The organism is Microvirga makkahensis (assembly GCF_009830105.1).
In the GTDB taxonomy this organism is placed as follows: domain Bacteria; phylum Pseudomonadota; class Alphaproteobacteria; order Rhizobiales; family Beijerinckiaceae; genus Microvirga; species Microvirga makkahensis.
Genome location: NZ_WURB01000029.1, coordinates 1 through 18,311, shown reverse-complemented (window position 1 = coordinate 18,311; position 18,311 = coordinate 1). Strand labels below are relative to the sequence as shown.

The 18,311-nt window shown below is 65.4% G+C and carries 17 protein-coding genes; 12 read left to right on the top strand and 5 right to left on the bottom strand.

Going from position 1 to position 18,311, the window contains the following annotated elements; all coding sequences use genetic code 11:
• Positions 1–90: 90 nt before the first annotated feature.
• Both GR328_RS22850 and GR328_RS22845 read right to left on the bottom strand, forming a co-directional pair.
• Positions 91–960, bottom strand: a complete 870-nt coding sequence (locus tag GR328_RS22850; RefSeq protein WP_160887977.1) for an NAD(P)-dependent oxidoreductase — start codon at positions 958–960, stop codon at positions 91–93.
• Between the two features lie 171 nt (positions 961–1,131).
• The gene (locus GR328_RS22845) at positions 1,132–2,367 is read right to left on the bottom strand and encodes a LysR family transcriptional regulator (RefSeq protein ID WP_281352074.1); all 1,236 of its coding nucleotides are present in this window, start codon (positions 2,365–2,367) and stop codon (positions 1,132–1,134) included.
• Positions 2,368–2,648: 281 nt separating this feature from the next.
• Between GR328_RS22845 and GR328_RS22840 the strand changes: the two genes are divergently transcribed.
• The 6 genes from GR328_RS22840 (at position 2,649) to GR328_RS22815 (ending at position 8,164) form a co-directional block, all read left to right on the top strand.
• The gene (locus GR328_RS22840; RefSeq protein WP_160887973.1) at positions 2,649–4,136 is read left to right on the top strand and encodes a tripartite tricarboxylate transporter permease; all 1,488 of its coding nucleotides are present in this window, start codon (positions 2,649–2,651) and stop codon (positions 4,134–4,136) included.
• A 23-nt stretch (positions 4,137–4,159) separates the two neighbouring features.
• Positions 4,160–5,134: a Bug family tripartite tricarboxylate transporter substrate binding protein gene (locus tag GR328_RS22835; protein WP_160887971.1), complete on the top strand. Its 975-nt coding sequence runs from the start codon at positions 4,160–4,162 to the stop codon at positions 5,132–5,134.
• Complete coding sequence (locus GR328_RS22830) at positions 5,131–5,607, top strand: tripartite tricarboxylate transporter TctB family protein (protein WP_160887969.1); 477 nt, start codon at positions 5,131–5,133, stop codon at positions 5,605–5,607. The genes GR328_RS22835 and GR328_RS22830 overlap by 4 nt, the downstream gene beginning before the upstream one ends.
• 106 nt (positions 5,608–5,713) lie before the next feature.
• The gene (locus GR328_RS22825) at positions 5,714–6,742 is read left to right on the top strand and encodes an amidohydrolase family protein (RefSeq protein WP_160887967.1); all 1,029 of its coding nucleotides are present in this window, start codon (positions 5,714–5,716) and stop codon (positions 6,740–6,742) included.
• Positions 6,743–6,753: 11 nt separating this feature from the next.
• Positions 6,754–7,437 (top strand): 4-carboxy-4-hydroxy-2-oxoadipate aldolase/oxaloacetate decarboxylase, encoded by a 684-nt coding sequence (gene ligK / locus GR328_RS22820; RefSeq protein ID WP_160887965.1) that lies wholly within the window; start codon positions 6,754–6,756, stop codon positions 7,435–7,437.
• A gap of 37 nt (positions 7,438–7,474) precedes the next feature.
• A complete protein-coding gene (locus tag GR328_RS22815) occupies positions 7,475–8,164 on the top strand; it encodes a substrate-binding domain-containing protein (RefSeq protein ID WP_160887963.1) in 690 nt (229 codons plus the stop codon).
• Positions 8,165–8,310: 146 nt separating this feature from the next.
• Here the strand turns inward: GR328_RS22815 and GR328_RS28385 are convergent, their stop codons facing one another.
• The gene (locus tag GR328_RS28385) at positions 8,311–8,877 is read right to left on the bottom strand and encodes a Crp/Fnr family transcriptional regulator (RefSeq protein ID WP_343039458.1); all 567 of its coding nucleotides are present in this window, start codon (positions 8,875–8,877) and stop codon (positions 8,311–8,313) included.
• A gap of 424 nt (positions 8,878–9,301) precedes the next feature.
• Here GR328_RS28385 and GR328_RS26955 point away from each other — a divergent pair, with 424 nt between their 5' ends.
• From GR328_RS26955 to GR328_RS22800, 3 genes are all read left to right on the top strand, one after another.
• Entirely contained in the window at positions 9,302–9,460 is a 159-nt protein-coding gene (locus tag GR328_RS26955) for a hypothetical protein (protein ID WP_205790234.1), read from the top strand.
• A complete protein-coding gene (locus GR328_RS22805) occupies positions 9,450–11,708 on the top strand; it encodes a PAS domain-containing sensor histidine kinase (protein ID WP_160887962.1) in 2,259 nt (752 codons plus the stop codon). Before GR328_RS26955 ends, GR328_RS22805 begins: the two co-directional genes overlap by 11 nt.
• A gap of 105 nt (positions 11,709–11,813) precedes the next feature.
• On the top strand, positions 11,814–14,141 hold the full coding sequence (locus GR328_RS22800) for a bifunctional diguanylate cyclase/phosphodiesterase (RefSeq protein ID WP_160887960.1): 2,328 nt from the start codon (positions 11,814–11,816) through the stop codon (positions 14,139–14,141).
• 281 nt (positions 14,142–14,422) lie between these two features.
• Here the strand turns inward: GR328_RS22800 and GR328_RS22795 are convergent, their stop codons facing one another.
• A complete protein-coding gene (locus tag GR328_RS22795) occupies positions 14,423–15,826 on the bottom strand; it encodes an aminotransferase-like domain-containing protein (protein ID WP_246216046.1) in 1,404 nt (467 codons plus the stop codon).
• Between the two features lie 119 nt (positions 15,827–15,945).
• Here GR328_RS22795 and GR328_RS22790 point away from each other — a divergent pair, with 119 nt between their 5' ends.
• Both GR328_RS22790 and GR328_RS22785 read left to right on the top strand, forming a co-directional pair.
• Entirely contained in the window at positions 15,946–16,806 is an 861-nt protein-coding gene (locus tag GR328_RS22790) for a DMT family transporter (RefSeq protein WP_160887958.1), read from the top strand.
• A 120-nt stretch (positions 16,807–16,926) separates the two neighbouring features.
• On the top strand, positions 16,927–17,298 hold the full coding sequence (locus tag GR328_RS22785; protein WP_160887956.1) for a hypothetical protein: 372 nt from the start codon (positions 16,927–16,929) through the stop codon (positions 17,296–17,298).
• A gap of 192 nt (positions 17,299–17,490) precedes the next feature.
• Here GR328_RS22785 and GR328_RS22780 read toward each other — a convergent pair whose 3' ends face one another.
• Positions 17,491–18,009, bottom strand: a complete 519-nt coding sequence (locus GR328_RS22780) for a VTT domain-containing protein (RefSeq protein ID WP_160887995.1) — start codon at positions 18,007–18,009, stop codon at positions 17,491–17,493.
• Between the two features lie 119 nt (positions 18,010–18,128).
• Between GR328_RS22780 and GR328_RS26950 the strand changes: the two genes are divergently transcribed.
• A partial coding sequence (locus GR328_RS26950) for a hypothetical protein (protein ID WP_205790232.1) occupies positions 18,129–18,311 on the top strand: 183 nt, incomplete at its 3' end.

Genomic DNA, 18,311 nt, shown 5'->3' with positions numbered 1-18,311 from the left:
CCCGTCCTTCGCGCAACCTTCGGATCGGCACGAAATTGTTCCTGGCCTTGCCGAGCATCGCGTGCGTGCCCTCCGAGCCGCCGTCGGATGTCACCTGCCGGCGGCGAGGCGCTTCTCGACGATGTCGGCGATGGCGTCGCCGATCTCGAGTCTCCCGAGATCCTTCGCGTCCACCTTGCCCTGCTTCTCCTGCACGTCGGCCACGGCATCCGCCAGGCGCCCGACGAAGCCGAGCTCATCGTAGGTCTTCGCCACTTCCCGCATTTCCGCCGCGCGGCGGATGCCGTGGCGGAGGGTGCGCTCGAACATGTATTCGACGTTCTTCGGCCAGCCAAGGCCGGGGAAGGTCTCCGCAAGCGAGCCCATCACGCGCTCGAGGCAACCCGAGGCGCGCGCCGCGAGCATGGTCTCCACTGTCAGGGCCTCAAGACCTTTCACGAAGAGGGAGCGGACCATCTTGATCGCCGTGGCGGCGCCCACGTCGTTGCCCACGGCTTCGAAGGAAAAACCATGTGCGGCGAGGGTGGGCGCGAGATCCGCGGCCGTCCTGCCCGCAATGAGCACGGGAGTGGCATGACCGCGCGGATGCACGGGAGCCATGACGGCCATGTCGAGGTAGGCCGCGCCGGTCGCCTCCACGAGTTCCGCCGTCTCTTTCTTGCGCCCAGGCGAGACGGAATTGATGTCGATGTAGAGCTGGCCCGGCTTCAGCGCCGAGAGCGCGGATTTAGCCGCCTCGAGAGACTGGTCCGCGGTTACGGCCGCAAAGACCCAATCCGCATCCTCGATGGCCGCTTTCACCGAGGCTTCGAACCGCAGGCCCCGCGACCGGGCTGCCTCGGCCATTGGCCCATCCTGCTTGATGTCATAAGCGGCGGTGAATTCAGCCTCGCCTCGGCCTTGGAGGGAGTCGGTGAAGGCCCGTGCGGCCTCGCCGAAGCCGATGAATGCGATTCTCATATGGGTTCTCCGGTTCTGGATGCAGGGCCGGTCTGCTTGAGGACCATCCTCGAGGCGCCACCCATCCGCAGGGCACGGGCCGCCCTCCTTCTATCGGGATTTGTGCATCCAAATCTGCGCGAAGGCTTCATCGAAAGTCGTCAATTCTTTATAAGAAAATGTGAAATAGCATTATCTTGGAGGAACAAACCCCTGAATTTCCTCGGAAAGAACCTCATAGAAATTCTCCAGGAAAAACAGCTGCGTCCTGCTGGGAAGCCAATCGCTCCTCATGGTGATGCCGATGGCACGTCCTGCAGGCACGTGAAAGCGCAAAGGCGTGAGGAGCCCCAGCCCGACCTCCAGTGCCACTTGCCGCACGGAAAGAACCGCCAAGGCGTCGCTGTCGAGAAGAATAGACCGCATCAGCAATGTCGACGGCGCCTCGATTCTCACGCGGGGTCCCTCGTCCCGTCCCTCGAAGAGGGCATTGAGCGCCTTGCGGACGGGAGTTCCATCCCGTTGAGCAACCCATTCGTACGCCGCCAGATCGTCGAGGGAGACGTCTTTTCCGTCGAGCGGATGTCCCTTGCGCGCAATGATCGAGTATGGATCGCCGAAAAGATAGGTCTCCGTCACGTCGTCGACGGGCGGCGGCTGGCGGATCGCTCCGATGAGCATGTCGGCTTCGCCTGAACGCAGGGCCTTCAGCATCGTGTCGTAAACCCCCTCCAGAACGACGAAATCCAGTCGCGGCGCTCGCGCCCGGGTACGATTGATGGCCTTGCCCAGGATCGAAGACCGGATCATGGGAAGCGAGGCGATGAGCACCCGCCCTTTCAGGGACCCGTCGGAGCCTTTCAGCTCCTCTTCCGCCGCCGCGATCTCGCGCAATGCGATCTGAAACTGTCGCGCAAGCTCCGCGCCGGCCCGGTTGACCGTGAGCCCTTGAGGCGTCTTGGCGTAGAGTTCGTATCCCAGATTGCGTTCGATGTCGCGCGCGGCCCGATGAAGGGCGGAGACCGAAAGTCCGTCCGCCTTCGCCGCCAGAAGCAGCGAGCCGTGTTGGCTCACGGAGATATGCGTGAAGATCTGCGCGGCCGTCAGGCGCGACAGGATGTTGCTGCTTTGCGTCAAGGTGGGCGCAGCCGCCCGTTCGGAAGCCAGCACGATTCCCCTCTGGAGGACGCGGAAGAAGCGCTCGCACCGTCGCCAGAGAATCCTGCCTTCCTCGGTAGGCTGGCTCCCGCCGCTTCGTCGCGTCAGAAGCGGCGCCGCGTAGACATCTTCCAGGCGGGAAATGGCCTGCGTGATGGCCGGCTGAGCGATGTTCAGGCCCCTCGCCGCCGCATTGAGCGATCCGAGCTCGCAGACGGACATGAACATCCTCAGGTGTCGCAGGTTGGGGAATTGTGCGAGCCGTTTCATTAAATCTTATATCATATTTCGTCGGTTCTATTATCCACGCGCGTCCATCCCGCAGCAAGATGGCGCAAGTTTTCCTCCTATGTGCCTGATTATCGGGCGAGCCGCGTCCGCGCCTGCGGTCGAGAGCCCATGATCCTAGAAATACAGATACGCATGGGAGGCGGCAGGGAGGGAGGAAATATTATGGGTGGGCTCCGGCCATTCGAAGGACCCGAGCAGATCGGTGTCCAGGACCATCGTTTCGCCGTCGAGCGACCTGCGGCCGGATCCGAGGCTTAAGCATGCAGGTCCTCGTTGATACTCTCGCCGTGCTGTTCTCGCTGTCCGGGCTTCTGTCGGTCATCGCCGGCGCGGCCATCGGCATCGTCGTGGGGGCTCTGCCCGGCCTGGGGCCGTCCATCGGCGTCAGCCTTCTGATCCCCTTCACGTATTCGATGTCGCCGGAAAACTCGATGCTGCTGCTGATCTCCCTCTACATGGCAGCGGAGTACGGCGGCTCGATCTCGGCCATCTTGCTCTCGACGCCGGGCACGGCTGCGGCGGCCGCCACGACGATCGACGGTTTCGCGATGACCCAGAAGGGTCTGGGCAACAAGGCGCTTGCCATCTCGCTTTCGGCATCGACCGTCGGCGGCCTCATCGGAGGCGTCGCCCTGCTCTTCCTGGCCATGCCGCTGTCCAAGCTCGCGTTGCAGTTCGGCCCGGCGAGCTACTTCGCGGTGGGCCTGTTCGGCCTGACCTCCGTTGCCGCATTGTCCGGCGGATCGCTCGTCAAAGGCCTCATCGGCGCCGCTTTGGGCCTGCTGCTCGCCTTCGTCGGCATCGACCCGATCGCGGGCATGCCGCGCTTCACCTTCGGCCGGATCGAGCTTTTCGAAGGCATTCCGATGCTGGCCGTTCTGATCGGCCTCTTCGCCGTCTCCGAGAGCTTCCTTCTGGCCGAGAGCGCGGGCAAGACGCGCGGCGGCGTCTCCAAGGGAGCCGTGCGCGCGGTCTATCTGACGCTTAAGGAATGGAAGGAACTCTTCCGCACGATGGTATCCGGTTCGGTCATCGGCACCTTCCTCGGGATTCTGCCGGGAGTGGGCGGCAACATCGCCTGCTGGGTCGCTCGCGACTATGCGATGCGGCGCAACCCCAAGCTCGCTTTCGGCGAAGGGGAGCCGCACGGCATCGCCGCCCCCGAGGCGTCGAACAACGCGACGGTGGGCGGCGCGATGGTTCCGCTGCTGGCGCTCGGAGTGCCCGGCTCGCCGACCACCGCCGTCATCGTCGGCGCGCTCGTCCTTCACGGCTTGCGCCCGGGCCCGCAGCTCTTCGCGGAGCAGCCCGTTCTCGTCTACACGATCCTTCTCGGCCTGCTGCTCGCCTGCGTGGTCATGTTTCTCATCGCGTCGGTCTCGCTGCCGTGGATGTCGCGCGTGATCAACCTGCCCGATTCCGTGCTCGCCGCCGGAATCCTGATCTTCGCGATCCTGGGTGCCTACTCCCTCCGCAACCTTGCATTCGACGTGTGGCTCACCGTCGGCTTCGGGGTCCTCGGGTACCTGATGAAGAAGCTCTCCTTCCCGGTCGCGCCGGTCGTGCTCGCGCTGGTGCTCGGCTATCTGGTGGAGACGAATTTCCGCACTGCTCTTGTGACCTCTCGCGGCTCCTACGGAATCTTCTTCACCGATCCTGTCTCGGCGGTCTTCCTGGCCCTCAGCCTGGCAAGCATCCTTTACCCCATGTGGCGGTCTCGGCGCGACAAGCGCATCAAAGCCGCCTGAGAAACAACAAGGAGGAAACCATCATGCCATTCAATCCGACCCGCCGCTCGCTGCTGACTGCTCTGGGCGCGGCCCCCCTGGTGCTCCGGATCAAAGGTGCTTTCGCAGCAGCGGGCTTTCCCGAGAAAACGGTCAATCTCGTCATCTGGTCCGGCGCGGGCGGAGCGCTCGACACCTATGGCCGGCAACTCGCGGAGCTGCTCACCAAGGAGGCCGGCTGGACCGTGGCGGTCCAGAACCGTCCCGGCGGATCGGGAGCCGTCGGCGTGTCGACGGTTCTGGCCCAGGCCCCGGACGGCTACAACCTTCTCGTGTGCACGGGGACGCTGACCTTCGGCATCGCGCAAGGTCTCATTCCCTTCAAGCTGGAAGATCTGCGTTACGTCCGCGCCATGCAGGCGGAGCCGTCGTCCGTGGCCGTCCGCGCCGACAGCCCGCTCAAAACCCTCGACGACTTCGTCACCTATATGCGCGACAATCCGAACAAGCTGCGGGTCGGCGGGCACGCCCCCGCAGGCTTCCATCAGTTCATCCTCTTTCAGCTCGGAAAGATGGGCAAGTTCGAGTCGGGCTGGATCCCGCACGACGCCTCCGGCAAGGTCCCGCTCTCCCTGCTCGGCGGCCACATGGATGTGGCCATCATGACGCCGTCGAGCGGCCTGTCCCAGGTGGAGAGCGGAGAAGTCCGCCTTCTCGGCATCACCACGGAGGAGCGCTCGCACTTCTTCCCGAAGGTGCCCACCTTCAAGGAGCAGGGATACGACATCGTCGATTCCATCTGGCGCGGCGTGGCCGTCCACGGCAAAACTCCCGACGACATCGTCGCCAGGATCCAGGAGGCCATCGACAAGGTCGAAGCCTCTCGCGATTGGCTCGACTTCCAGAATCGCGAGAAGCAGGAGAACATCAACCTCGGCGAGAAGGCCTTCACCCAGCTGGTCAACCGGCAGCTTGCCAACCAGACCGAGTTCCTGAAGTCGGTGGGGCTCGTCAAATGAGCTCGCTCGGGACGATTCGATCGGAGGGCGGTGGAAGCGCCGCCCTTCCGCTGGCGCAAAAGCTGATCGTCGTTGCAGCGGCTCTCGCCTTCTTTGCCGCGTTCTTCTGGATTGCGATGCAAATGCCGCCCGTGCGCGCGGCAGGCGATGTGGGCTCGGCCTTCCTGCCTCTCGCCGTCGCGGCGCTGGGTTTCGGCCTGAGCCTGATCTATCTGCTCCAGATCGTCGTGGGCCGCGACGGTACCAGGGGGCTCGCCCGTCCCGTGGCGCTGGCGCTCCTGGTGCTGACCCTCGTGGCCGTGGCTTCGTTTCACTGGATCGGGATGCCCGTCGCCCTCGGCTTGGGCGCGGGGCTGATGGTCATCGTTCTCGAGCGCGGGGACAAGCCCTTCTGGGCGATCGGGACGGGAATCGTATTCTGGGCGCTGACGCAGTTCGGCTTCGGCATGCTGCTGGGCGTGCCGCTGCTCTGAAATCCCGGAGCAGCTTTCGTGCAGCCGCGGACTCCTCGTCCCGTAAGCTCGCAAGACATTTGAGTGCACCTCGACGTCACATGAAACCGATCCGAAAGGCATTGCGATGATCATCGATTGTCACGGCCATTACACGACAGCTCCGAAAGCCCTGGAAGAATGGCGCAAGCGCCAGATCGCCGGCATTCATGACCCCTCGGCGAGGCCGTCGGCCTCCGACCTGAGGATCAGCGACGATGAACTGCGCGAGTCGATCGAGAGCAACCAGCTCCGGCTGATGCGGGAGCGTGGCTTGGATCTGACGGTCTTCAGTCCGCGTGCGAGCTTCATGGCTCACCATATCGGCAATTTCTCGGTTTCCTCGCAATGGGCGGCGATCTGCAACGAGCTCTGCTATCGGGTCACGCAGCTTTATCCCGACCACTTCGCCGGTGCGGCCATGCTGCCGCAGAGTCCGGGCGTCGATCCGGTGACCTGCATTCCCGAGATCGAGAAATGCGTGAAGGAGTTCGGTTTCGTCGGAATCAATCTGAACCCCGATCCGACCGGGGGCTTCTGGAGAAGTCCGCCTCTGACCGACCGGCACTGGTATCCGATCTATGAGAAGATGGTGGAATTCGACATTCCCGCCATGATCCACGTGTCCACGAGCTGCAATGCCTGCTTTCACACTACGGGAGCGCATTACATCAACGCCGACACCACCGCCGTGATGCAGCTCATCGAGGGCGACCTGTTCAGGGACTTCCCCACGCTGCGCTTCGTCATCCCGCATGGCGGCGGCGCGGCGCCCTATCACTGGGGCCGCTATCGCGGCCTCGCACAGGCCCTTCAGAAGCCCGAGCTGCGCGATCACCTTCTCAGGAACGTCTTCTTCGACACCTGCGTCTATCATCAGCCCGGGATCGATCTCCTGACGAGCGTCATTCCGGTCGAGAACATTCTGTTCGCCAGCGAGATGATCGGCGCGGTGCGCGGGGTCGATCCGGAGACCGGATACCCCTTCGACGACACGAAGCGCTACATCGAGGCGGCGAGGAATCTGAGCCCCGAAGACCGGTACAAGATCTACGAAGGCAACGCGCGCCGGGTTTACCCGCGCCTGGATGCGGCCCTGAAGGCACGCGGACGGTAAAGGATCATCTCATGACCGAACTTGGAATTGTCAGACGGAACATCGACCGCGCAGATCGCGCGGCGGTCGATCGGCTCGCTCAATACGGCGTCTCGACGGTGCACGAGGCCATGGGCCGTGTCGGCCTCATGAAGCCTTACATGCGCCCCATCTATCCCGGCGCCCAGGTGTCGGGGACGGCGGTCACGGTGCTGCTGCACCCGGGCGACAACTGGATGATGCATGTGGCGGCCGAGCAGATCCAGCCGGGCGACATCGTCGTGGCGGCGATCACGGCCGAATGCACCGACGGCTATTTCGGCGATCTCCTGGCGACGAGCTTCATGGCGCGCGGGGCGAGGGCGCTTGTCATCGACGCCGGCGTGCGCGACGTGAAGACGCTGGCCGGGATGGGCTTTCCGGTCTGGAGCAAGTGCATTTCGGCGAAGGGCACGGTCAAGGCGACCCTCGGCTCGGTGAACGTTCCGATCGTCTGCGCGGGCGCGGCGGTGCAGCCGGGCGATGCCATCGTGGCGGATGACGACGGCATCGTGGTCGTGCCCGCCGACCGGGTGCAGAAAACGGCGGAGGCGGCAGCTGCGCGCGAAGCGAACGAGGAGAGCAAGCGTGCCAAGCTGGCATCCGGCATTCTCGGGCTCGACCTGTACCAGATGCGTGAACCGCTGGCCAAGGCCGGGCTGACATACATCGATTGAGCCTGGCGCAGCGCGGCTTTCCGCGTTGGAGGGATGAATGACCGATCGGATCAATGGCGTTTCGTCCATGGCGACCCGGCAAATCCTCGCCGATCTCGCCGGGTCGTACGAGGAGCGGACCGGGATTCCGGTCGCGATCAGCTCCATGGGCGGCGTGGAAGCCGCCAGGCGCATCCGAGCAGGCGAGGTCACGGATGTCGTCGTCCTCGCATCGAACGTGATGGAGCAGCTGGAATCGGAGGGGCATGTGGTCCCCGGCTCCCGGGCGGCCTTCGCGCGCTCCGGCATCGCGGTCGCGGCTCCATCGGGTGCGCCACGAGCCGGGATCGACGACGAGGAGGCGGTCAGGAGCCTCATCCTGAGCGCGGGCAAGGTCTGCTACTCCACCGGTCCGAGCGGCGACCACCTCATGCGCTTGCTGAATCGCTGGGGTGTTGCAGGTTCCGTTTCGCAGCGCCTGCTCCAGGCCCCTCCGGGCGTGCCGGTCGGCATCATGATTGCACGAGGGGAGGCTGATCTGGGTTTGCAGCAGATGAGTGAACTGCTGCACATACCCGGCATCGAGATCCTCGGTCCGCTGCCTCCGGAGATCCAGGCCGTGACCGTGTTCGCCGCCGGCATCTCCGGCACGTCGTCCCGGCCGGAGGAGGCCTGGGCCCTGATCGATTTCTTGAACTCGGCCGAAGCGGAAGCGGCAAAATGCCGGCATGGAATGGAGCCTGCATGAGGCCCGGACGGAATGTGCGGAACGATCCTGCACGCTGATGGGCGGCCGAAGGATGACGCAGGCGCGGCCCTCCGGGTCCGCACGATGCCTCCAGCGTCGAGGATTGGCCGTGGAGAACGCCAACAGGGCCGGCGGCATGGATGCGCTCAGCCCGATGCGGTCAGGAGGGGCGTAAGTGCCGGGCAGGAGCTTCTCGAAATGGTAGCGGATCCTGCCGGAGCATTCGCATGCCGCCCGCTCGAGAGCCGGCAGGTCGTGACGACGATCCCGCCCCGCTGCCGGACGATGAGCCCCGAGGTCTGGAGGCTGCGCAGGACGGCGCTCAGGGTGGAGCGCTGGACGCCCAGCGTTTCGGACGGAAACTCGTGCGTGAGGGGCAGGGTATCCTGGTCCATCCGGTCACGGGTGCTGAGGAGCCAGCGGCAGCACCGGGCCTCGACCGGGTGAATGGCGTTGCAGGCCACGGTCTGAAAGGCCTGGACGAGCAGAGCGTCACTGTAGCTGAACACCTGCCGCCGCAGGGCTGGGCGCACCCGGATCGCCTCGTGCAGCCGCTCGATGTCGATCCGCGAGGCGGTGCCGGGAATCTGCACGACATAACGCCCGAAGGCCTCACGGTTGACGAGAGCCCCCAGATAGCCGCAGAACCCCTCGCGCCCGAACAGCGCCACCTCGACCATGCGGCCGTCCGCCATGGCTCCGACGAGAGACACGATGGCCTCATGGGGAAGTAGGCATTCCGGATGGCGTCGCCGGTGTCGTACACCACGCTGCCGCGTCGCAGGTCCACGATCTCGAGCTCCGGCTCGAGCCGGGCCAAGTCGTCAGGCTCCAGCGCAGCCAGGAACCGGTTGGCCCTATGGCCCCTCGGCGGCTCGGCCGGGATGGGGAGGCTGCGCCGTTCTCCGAGAAGCATGATCCTCTCGCGCTCGAGGGCAAGAGATAGGAGCCTCGATATACCGAACAGAGATAACGCGTCGAAAGCGAATTGGTTGTAGGAGCAGGTTCAACATGGCGACAGGTTCGCCTTTTTTCCCGCATGAGGCGAAGTGGCCATGGACGAACCCTTGTGTTCGCGCAGCCGCAGGCTAATTCAGGGGCACAAACCGATGCCCGCCTGCCCCCTCACCGGACCTCATGAGAATCCGCAAACCCCACAATGTCTCGCTTGCCTCGGAGTCCGAGGCGCCCGTCGGCGGCGAGGACGTGCGCGCCGCCCGCCGTCTCCTGGAGGGGCGTGAGCGGCGGATGTACCGGAAGCTGGCACCCGCTCGAGGGGCCGCCGATGCTCGATAAGCTGTCCGGCGGAGAGGCGCCCGCAAGACCCGATTTCCTCTCAGGCGGCGGAGAGATGGGCGCGCGGATGCGCGCGCACGACTGGTCCGCCTCGCCCCTGGGGGAGCCTGGGACCTGGCCGCGATCCCTGCGCACCCTCGTGCGCCTGATGCTCAACGCAAAGCAGGCCATGTTCATCGCTTGGGGGCCCGAGCTCGCCTTCCTCTACAACGACGACTACATCCCGATCTTCGGCGCCAAGCACCCCCATGCGCTGGGGTTGCCCTTCGCGGAGGTGTGGTCCGACATCTGGGAACAGATCGCCCCTCTGGTGGACAGCACCCTGTCCGGCAACGGGGTCTGGCAGGAGGACCTGCTCATTCCGATGGAGCGGAACGGCTATCCCGAGGACACCTGGTTCAGCTTCTCCTACAACCCCGTTTGGGATGACAGAGGCGCCATCGCCGGCGTGTTCTGCGCCTGCACGGAGACGACGGACAAGGTGCTCGCGGAGCGGCGGGTCGCCGGCGAGCGCGAGCGTCTGCGCGAGCTGTTCCGCCAGGCGCCAGGCTTCATGGCCATGCTCACCGGTCCCGAGCACACCTTCGAGATGGTGAATGCCTCCTATTACCAGCTCGTGGGCCATCGCGACATTCTCGGCAAGCCGGCGCTCGAGGCCCTGCCCGAGGTGGCCGAACAAGGCTTCAGGGAAATCCTCGACGCCGTTTACACATCGGGCGAGGCGTTCGTCGGCAACGGAATCCCGCTCACGCTCCAGCGGGAGCCGCACGGAAAGCCGGAGAGGCGCTTCGTCAACTTCGTCTACCAGCCGATCCGGGACACCCATGGGCGCATCTTCGGCATCTTCGCCGAAGGCAGCGACGTGACCGAAGCCAAGCTATCCGAGGAGAGGCTCAGGGCAAGCGAAGCCCGGATCAGGGGCATCCTGGAGGGAATGACAGAGGGCTTCCTCCTCCTCGACCCGGGCTTCCGGATTATCCAGATCAACAGCGAGGGGCTGAGGATCGACGGTCGCCCCGAGAGCGAGATCGTCGGCCGCTCCCATTGGGAGGTCTGGCCTGGCTTGCTCGGAACTCCCGCCGAGGAAGCCTATCGCAAGGCCATGACGGAGCGGGTGCCGGTTACCCTCGAGCACTGTTATGTCTTCGACGGGCGCAGCGTCTGGCTCGAGCTGCGCATCTTTCCGGTCGAGGGAAGCGGCGTCGCCGTATTCTTCCGCGACGTCACCGAACGCCGGCAGGCGGCCGAAGCCTTGAGCGCCAGCGAAGCCCGACTGAAGGCCGTGCTGGAGAACGTGCCGGTCGGAATCATCATCACCGAGGCCCCCTCGGGTCGCGTGGTGACGGGAAACCCGCATGCGGAGCGGATCTTCCGCCATCCGATTCACCCAACCCCCGACTTCGATGCCTACCCGCAATGGGGGCTCCATCATCCTGACGGAAGGCCAGTCCAGCCGCACGAGTATCCCGTCGCCCGGGCGCTCCTGACCGGCGAGATCACGGAGCCCGAAGAGTACCTGTACCGGCGCGGTGACGGAACGATGGCCTGGATGAGGCTTGCGGCGGCTCCCATCCGCAACGACGAGGGCAAGGTTGTCGCCAGCGTCGTGGCGGTGCTGGACATCGACATGGAGAAGAAGGGTGCGGCACACCAGAGGCTCCTGATCAACGAGCTGAACCATCGGGTGAAGAATACGTTGGCCACCGTCCAGTCGATCGCGTCCCAGACACTGCGCAACGCGGACACGACGGAGGATGCCCGGTCTGCTCTGGAGGCCCGTCTCTTCGCCCTGTCACGGGCTCATGACGTGCTGACCCAGGAGAACTGGGAGAGCGCCAATCTCCGGGATGTGGTTCGCGAAGCCATGGCCCCCTTCCGTCAGGAGCGTGGGAGGCGGCTGCATATGGAGGGGCCGGATGTCAGGGTCGCTCCCCGCATGGCCCTCGCCATCGCCATGGCCCTGCAGGAGCTGGCGACGAATGCAGTCAAGTACGGCGCTCTCTCCAACACCAGCGGAGAGGTGAACGTCCAATGGAGGCTCACCGGGAAGGAAGCCCCGCGCCTGCACCTGGTCTGGGCCGAGACGGGCGGGCCGCCCGTCGAGCAGCCGCGCCGGCGGGGGTTCGGCACCCGCCTCATCGAGCGCAGCCTGGCTCACGATCTGAATGGCCGCGCCGAGATCAGCTTCGCTCCGACCGGGGTGGTCTGCACAGTCGACGCTCCTCTCGCCGAAGTTTCGGCAGGGTAGGTGTCCGGTCCGGCCTGAGGGCGGCGGGACGACCCGCGGCCAAGGCTCGCCTCGGGGCTCCCAGTTAACGAAATAACGACAATTCCCAGCCAATGGTGCCGGAGATTGTCCGAAAAAGCCGAGCCGAACTCCATTGTGTCAGCCTATTTGATCTTTTCCCTCAGCATCGTTGCCGCGGCTGCCGCCGTTTTCGGCGCAGCCATCCTGTTCGCGCGCGGGTATGGCGGCGATCTCGCGAGAGCGGAGGGCGATCTGACCGGCCTCGCGCGTGCTCTTCAGGAGCAGACGGATGAGGCCCTTCAATCCGTCGAGACCGTTCTGCGCGACGTCGTCGGCAGGATTCCGCAAGCATGCCTCCAGGCGAGCGAGTTCGACGCCTTCGCCGCGTCTCAGACCACGAAGGCCACATTGGTCGGCGCGGCCCATTCCCTGTCCCAGATCATCCGCATTGATCTCGTCAACGCCCGGGGGCGGATCGTCGGCACATCGAATCCAAACCCCAAAGCCGAGCCCATCTATCTGAAGGACACATCCTATTATGGGGCTCTCTCGACGGATGAATCGCTGATCATGTCCCTCGGCGAACCCAGAAGGGTCCAGGGGACGGGCAGAACGATTTTCCCCCTCGCGCGGAAGATCAAGGACGCCGAGGGAAACTTCCTCGGCATCATCGTAGCCACCATCGACATCGGCCATTTCGAGCGGATCTATGGCGAGCACCTGAGGACGCGCTCGCTGGCGATCACGCTCTACAGGCGCGACGGCATCATTCTGGTCCGTCATCCGAATGCCGAGGGAGCGATCGGACGCAGAATCTGGAGACCCAACACCCCTCTGCAACGGATGATCGCCAGGAACAGCCAGACGCTGATCCGCGATGTCAGCTGGATCGACGGGAAAGAACGATTGATCGCCCTTCATCCTCTCGCCCATTACCCAGCCGGCGTCGCAGTCAGCAGGACCGTGGCGGAACTCATGGCAGGGCGGCGCCTCGAAGCCCGCCTGATCCGGTTCATGGCCTATTTCATGGATGTCGCGATCGAAACGACGAGCCTCCTGGGCTTGAGGCACGTCAAGACCGGCATTCTCCGCGCTGCCAGCGAGCGCTACCTGTCGCGCCACGACATTCTGACCAAGCTTCCCAACAGGCTGTACTTTACCGAGGAGCTGAAACGAACGTTCCTGACATCTCAGAGGTCCGGCACGGATTTTGCGCTGCACCTTCTCGACCTCGACCGGTTCAAGGACATCAACGACAATCACGGATACGCGGCGGGAGACGAGGTCATCCAAACCGTGGCGAGGCGTCTGCGGGAACGTCTCAGAAAGAGCGATTTCATCGCCCGCATCGGCGGCGACGAGTTTGCCATCATTCAGCGGCCGGTCGCCGGAGGCAGGCAGCAGATCATAGATCTCGTCGTGGCCCTTCAGGCCGCCATGAAGGTTCCATGCACGGTCAACAACAGGGAAGTGGAGGCTGGCCTTTCAATCGGTGTCGCGACAGCATCCTCCGACGGCAAGACCTCGACCGAGCTCATGAGGTCGGCCGATACCGCCCTGTATGCGGCAAAGTCCGATCCCGACAGCGGCTACCGCCTGTACGATCCGACCATCAAGGATGCTCGGGCAGAAAGCCGCGCACTCGAGGGAGCCTTGAGGAGCGCCCATGACAACAACGAATTCGAGTTGTTCTATCAGCCGATCCTCGATCTGGCGACAAACCGGATATGGGGCTGCGAGGCCCTGGTGCGATGGAAGCACCCGACGAAAGGAATGATCCCGCCACTTGAGTTCATTCCGACCGCGGAAGAATCCGGCCTGATCGGTCCGATCGGCGACTGGATCCTCAAGGAGGCCTGCTCGACGGCGATGACCTGGAGTTTCCCGTTGAAGGTTGCGGTCAATCTCTCTCCGATGCAGTTCAAGCGTCGGGACATTTTCACGAGCGTCAAGCAGGCCTTGGCGGCCTCCGGCCTGCCGGCTAGCCGTCTGGTGCTGGAAATCACGGAGACGGTCAAGCTCACGGAGGAGTCGACCGCGACGCTCAAACGGCTCAAAGCCCTTGGCGTCTCGATCGCACTCGACGACTTCGGTACCGGCTACGCATCCATGAGCTATCTGAGGAGCTTCCCCTTCGATAAGATCAAGATCGATCAGTCCTTCGTGCGTGGCATGACGGGGTCGCCGGACAGCCGCGCCATCGTCAAGGCGACGATCAGCCTCGCGAACGATCTCAGGATGAGCACGACGGCGGAAGGCGTGGAAACGGAAGAACAGCTCGACGCCCTTCGTCTGGCCGGCGCCTCCCAGGCCCAGGGCTACTTCATCGCGAAGCCGATGTCCCGCGAGGCCATCGCGGCTTTCATCGCGGACGATCGAAGAGCCCGGCAGAGCGAGCAGGACGACATGCCCCGGATGCGAGCCAGAGGCTAGCGCCTCATGCGGGAACGAAAACCCGGTTTTTCACTGACGCGGCCCTTCGGGGCGTGCCGAACGATGCGCTCCTCAAGAGCGGAGGATCGGAGTGGATCCCAAAAGCGGGTCCGCTCTTCACGTCCGATGCTCAAGCGCATTCTGCGCCTGTCTGTGGGTACAGCCCTCTTTCTGGTTTGCCGCACCGTCTGAGCGGCGAGCCGGATCCGCCTCGCCGAAGCATCCTCTCGGCAGGGCATGGGCGGCCGCGCCTCTGAATGTGCCGAGTGACCGTGACGGCTTCATGCGGCACGATGAACCCCCATGGCCCGGCCGAGAACGGAGATGATGCGCGGATCGCCCGACTGCGCCACGTTGAAGCGGAGAAAGGACCCGGCCGTCTGCGAGACGCTGAACACGTTGCCGGGGGCGAGGACTACGTTCTCCTCCACGGCCGCGCGGGCAAGCGCGGCGGAGTCCCGGCCCTCCGGCAGGCGGCACCACAGATAGAAGCCGCCGCGCGGCATGTGCCAGGGCTGGATGCCGAGGGGCTCCAGTCGGATCGCCACTTCATGTCTGGCCCGCGCGAGGCGCTGGCGCAGTTCCTCCATGTGCTTGCGGTAGCCGCCTCCGGCGAGAACGCCGGCGATCAGCTGGGTCGCGACGGGACTCGGTCCGCCGAAGCTCGTGGCCACCTGGAGATCGACGAGGCACTCGATCCAATCCGCCCGCGCGGCGATGTAGCCGCAGCGGATCGAGGCGGACAGGGTCTTCGAGAAGCTCCCGATCCGGATGACACGGTCGAGCCCGTCGAGCACGGCCAATCGCGGCGAGGGTTCCGGCTCGAAATCGGCGAAGATGTCGTCCTCGACGATCGTCAGGTCATGGGCCGAGGCTGCATTCAGGACCCTGTAGGCCGCCTGCGGCGACAGGGTGGCGCCGGTCGGGTTGTGGAGCGCGGAATTGGTGATGTAGAGACGCGGCCGCTCCTCGCTCAGGATCGTCTCGAAGGCGGCGACGTCCGGGCCGGACGGTGTGTACGGCACGCCGACGATCCTGACCTGGTGCGCCCGCAGCAGCGCCCGGAAGTTGAAATAGCACGGGTCGTCCACCAGCACCGTATCGCCGGGCCTCAGCAGGAAGCGGCAGATCAGGTCGATCGCCTGTGTCCCCGAGCCCGTGAGCATGATCCGGTCGGGGGCAATCTCAAGGCCCTCCGCGGCGAACCGGCCGAGCAGCAGCCGGCGCAGGGCGGGCGAGCCGCGCGTGCCGCCGTAATCGGCGAGCAGCGAATCCTCCGCCCGCGCCAGAATCCGCAAAGCCCGTCGAAGCGCGCCGTGCGGCATCCAATCCGCCGGGAGCCAGCCGCAGCCGGGCTTCGCCGCCGCGGGATCGGCATCGAGCGACTGCCGCGACACCCAGAAGGGATCGACGGCCCGGTCGCGCCGCGGCTCCGCCTCCGACAGCGCCAGCGGCGGCAATCCATGGCCGGCAACGTAGAAGCCGGAACCGCGCCGGGCGCGGATCAGCCCCTCGGCGGCGAGACGGTCGTAGGCCTCGACGATTGTGGACGGGGATACGCCCATGGTCGCGGCGAAACTCCGGATCGAGGGCAGCCTGTCGCCCGCGACGAGGGCGCGGGTCGACACCTTCGACCGGATCGCCGCCATGACCTCGCCGGTCCGTGTCCCGTGTCCGTCCTTCATGGGTGCTCCGCCGATTGTGTGGGTGATCATATCAATACAGTTTTGACGGATTGTATCGCATTGTCTCTGGCGGAACAGCCTCGTCATTCTAGGATCAGCCTCTGAAAGAGAGGGGCGTCATGGATCGAACCACCGACGGATGGGGCAGCGGCCTCCTGGGCGTCATCATCTTCAGCGGGTCGCTCCCGGCCACGCGGGTCGCCGTCGGCGACTTCTCGCCCCTGTTTCTGACCTCCGCGCGGGCGGCGATCGCCGCGCTTCTGGGAGCGGCCCTCCTCGTCGTGCTCCGGCAGGCGAGGCCCCGGCGCGGCGATCTCGGACCGCTCGCCGTCGTCGCGCTCGGCGTCGTCGTAGGCTTTCCGCTGCTGACGGCGCTCGCGCTCCAGCACATCACCTCGGCCCGCTCCATCGTCTTCATCGGGCTCCTGCCGCTCGCGACCGCTCTCTTCGGCGTCCTGCGGGGTGGAGAGCGGCCGAGGCCCGCCTTCTGGCTGTTCTCGTGCCTCGGCGCCGCGACGATGGCGGGCTTTGCCCTTGCCAACGGAGGCGCAGGCTCGCTCGCGGGCGACCTGCCGATGGTGGGCGCGATCCTGCTCTGCGGCCTCGGCTATGCCGAGGGAGCCACGCTCTCGCGAAAGCTGGGCGGCTGGCAGGTCATCTCATGGGCTCTGCTCCTGGCGCTGCCGGCGATGGCGGCGATCGCGCTGATCACGATGCCGGAATCCTGGAGCGGGATCGGCGGGCCGGCCTGGGTCGGGCTCGCCTATGTTTCGATCTTCAGCATGCTGATCGGCTTCGTCTTCTGGTACCGCGGCCTCGCGCTCGGGGGCATCGCGGCCGTCGGGCAGCTGCAACTGCTCCAGCCGTTCTTCGGCCTGGCCCTGGCGGGCCTGCTGCTTCGCGAGCCGGTCGCCTGGACGATGATTGCGGCGACGGCCCTCGTCGTCGCCTGCGTCGCCGGCGCCAAGCGTTTCGCCTAAGGCCGGGAGCGTTGCGACGGGGCAGAGCCTCGGCTGAAACCGTCGGTTAACCCTGAAAGGGTATTCTCTCATCCTGTGAATCAGGGACTGGGCGGGCCCCCTAACAGGAGACGATTGCCCATGACGGAGAAGACCCCCAACGAAGCCATCCAGGAGAAGCTGAACCTCATCGCTCCGATCCTGAAGGCGATTCAGGCCGGGGGAGAGGAGGCCTATCTCAGCGACCTCCAGACGCTCCTGCGAAAGAACCTGGCAAGTCTTCTTTCCCTGTTCGAACGCGATCCCGGTCTCGATGCCGCGACGGCCGATCTCTACGCCGCCGCTGCCGCCATCGTGCGAGACGTCACGGCAGCCTCCCAGCCCTATGCCCGCAAGCGCCGCCTGCTCAAGGAGGCGCATATACGCTTCGAGGAGCGGATCGCGCTGGCAAAGCCCAGGGAGCGCAGGTCGTCCACCTCTTGGCGCCAGCACGAACTCTTCCTTGCAGGCTGATGTCTGCTCGGATCGGGGCCGCTCTCGCGATCCGAGACGGCGGCAGGCCGGGAAAACAGGACCGGCGGCGCCTCGAAGCGCCGCCCGAGAACGCATCGGCGATCATGCTGCCCAGCCGCACGCCGCCTGAGCGGGGAGCCATGCAGCCCCTACAAGGGCCATGTAAATCCAACGGCCATGTAAATCGGTCCTTTACCTCGCCAGGGCGGACAGGCCCGTGCCGGGGGCGAGCATCACGAAGGCCCACACGAAGGCGGAGGCGACATTGGCCGTCTGGAAGAGCAGGACCGGCATCGCGAAGATCCCGGCGACCAGGGGCACCACGGCCCGCATCGGTCCGATGAAGCGTCCGAGGAAGACGCCCCAGGCACCCCACCGGGCGAAGAACCGCTCGCAGCGATCAGCCAGATGCGGATGGCGGGACAACGGCCAGACCCGCAGCGCGGCGTGCTTGAACCTGTATCCGATGGCATAGGAGACCCAGTCCCCGAGGATGGCTCCGACGGCTGCCCCCAACCAGATGGGCCAGAATTCCAGGCCGCTCGCCCCGATCAGGGCGCCAATGCCCAGGAGCAGAACGGTGGACGGGACCAGGATCGACAGGAATGCCAGGGATTCCGCGAAGGCCAGCGCGCCGACGATGAAGGGGGCCCAGGCGCGGTGCGCCCGGATGACGTCGAGGAGGGTTGCCGCAAGGGCATCGAGGTCGATCATAGTGTTCAGCCGGGCCTTGATCGGACGGGACGGTTCATGCGCCCGCAAGGGGCGCCTCAAGGATACGGAGCAGACCGGCCCTTTAATCCGCCCTGTGGCTCGTTGAGGATGCGCGGTTGCTCGGGAAACGGAAGCACACGCGGCCGGACCGCGTGTGCTTCGAGCAGACAGAGTTACGCCTGGGGCTGGGGCTCCATGCCGCCGTCGTTTTCGCGGGGGCGGCCGGGACGGGTGGTGGGCACCGCCGAGCCGCGCGCCGGGGTCACCGGATCTCCGCCCGCATCGCGCACCGGCGGCTG

Excerpts from the sequence above, each read along its gene's own strand:
- GR328_RS22840 (WP_160887973.1), top strand. The coding sequence starts at position 2,649 with ATGCAGGTCCTCGTTGATACTCTCGCCGTGCTGTTCTCGCTGTCCGGG.
- GR328_RS22845 (WP_281352074.1), bottom strand. The coding sequence starts at position 2,367 with ATGAAACGGCTCGCACAATTCCCCAACCTGCGACACCTGAGGATGTTC.
- GR328_RS22825 (WP_160887967.1), top strand. The coding sequence starts at position 5,714 with ATGATCATCGATTGTCACGGCCATTACACGACAGCTCCGAAAGCCCTG.
- GR328_RS26955 (WP_205790234.1), top strand. The coding sequence starts at position 9,302 with ATGAGAATCCGCAAACCCCACAATGTCTCGCTTGCCTCGGAGTCCGAG.
- GR328_RS22795 (WP_246216046.1), bottom strand. The coding sequence starts at position 15,826 with ATGAAGGACGGACACGGGACACGGACCGGCGAGGTCATGGCGGCGATC.
- GR328_RS22830 (WP_160887969.1), top strand. The coding sequence starts at position 5,131 with ATGAGCTCGCTCGGGACGATTCGATCGGAGGGCGGTGGAAGCGCCGCC.
- GR328_RS22815 (WP_160887963.1), top strand. The coding sequence starts at position 7,475 with ATGACCGATCGGATCAATGGCGTTTCGTCCATGGCGACCCGGCAAATC.
- GR328_RS22850 (WP_160887977.1), bottom strand. The coding sequence starts at position 960 with ATGAGAATCGCATTCATCGGCTTCGGCGAGGCCGCACGGGCCTTCACC.
- GR328_RS22805 (WP_160887962.1), top strand. The coding sequence starts at position 9,450 with ATGCTCGATAAGCTGTCCGGCGGAGAGGCGCCCGCAAGACCCGATTTC.
- GR328_RS22790 (WP_160887958.1), top strand. The coding sequence starts at position 15,946 with ATGGATCGAACCACCGACGGATGGGGCAGCGGCCTCCTGGGCGTCATC.
- GR328_RS22835 (WP_160887971.1), top strand. The coding sequence starts at position 4,160 with ATGCCATTCAATCCGACCCGCCGCTCGCTGCTGACTGCTCTGGGCGCG.
- GR328_RS22785 (WP_160887956.1), top strand. The coding sequence starts at position 16,927 with ATGACGGAGAAGACCCCCAACGAAGCCATCCAGGAGAAGCTGAACCTC.
- ligK (WP_160887965.1), top strand. The coding sequence starts at position 6,754 with ATGACCGAACTTGGAATTGTCAGACGGAACATCGACCGCGCAGATCGC.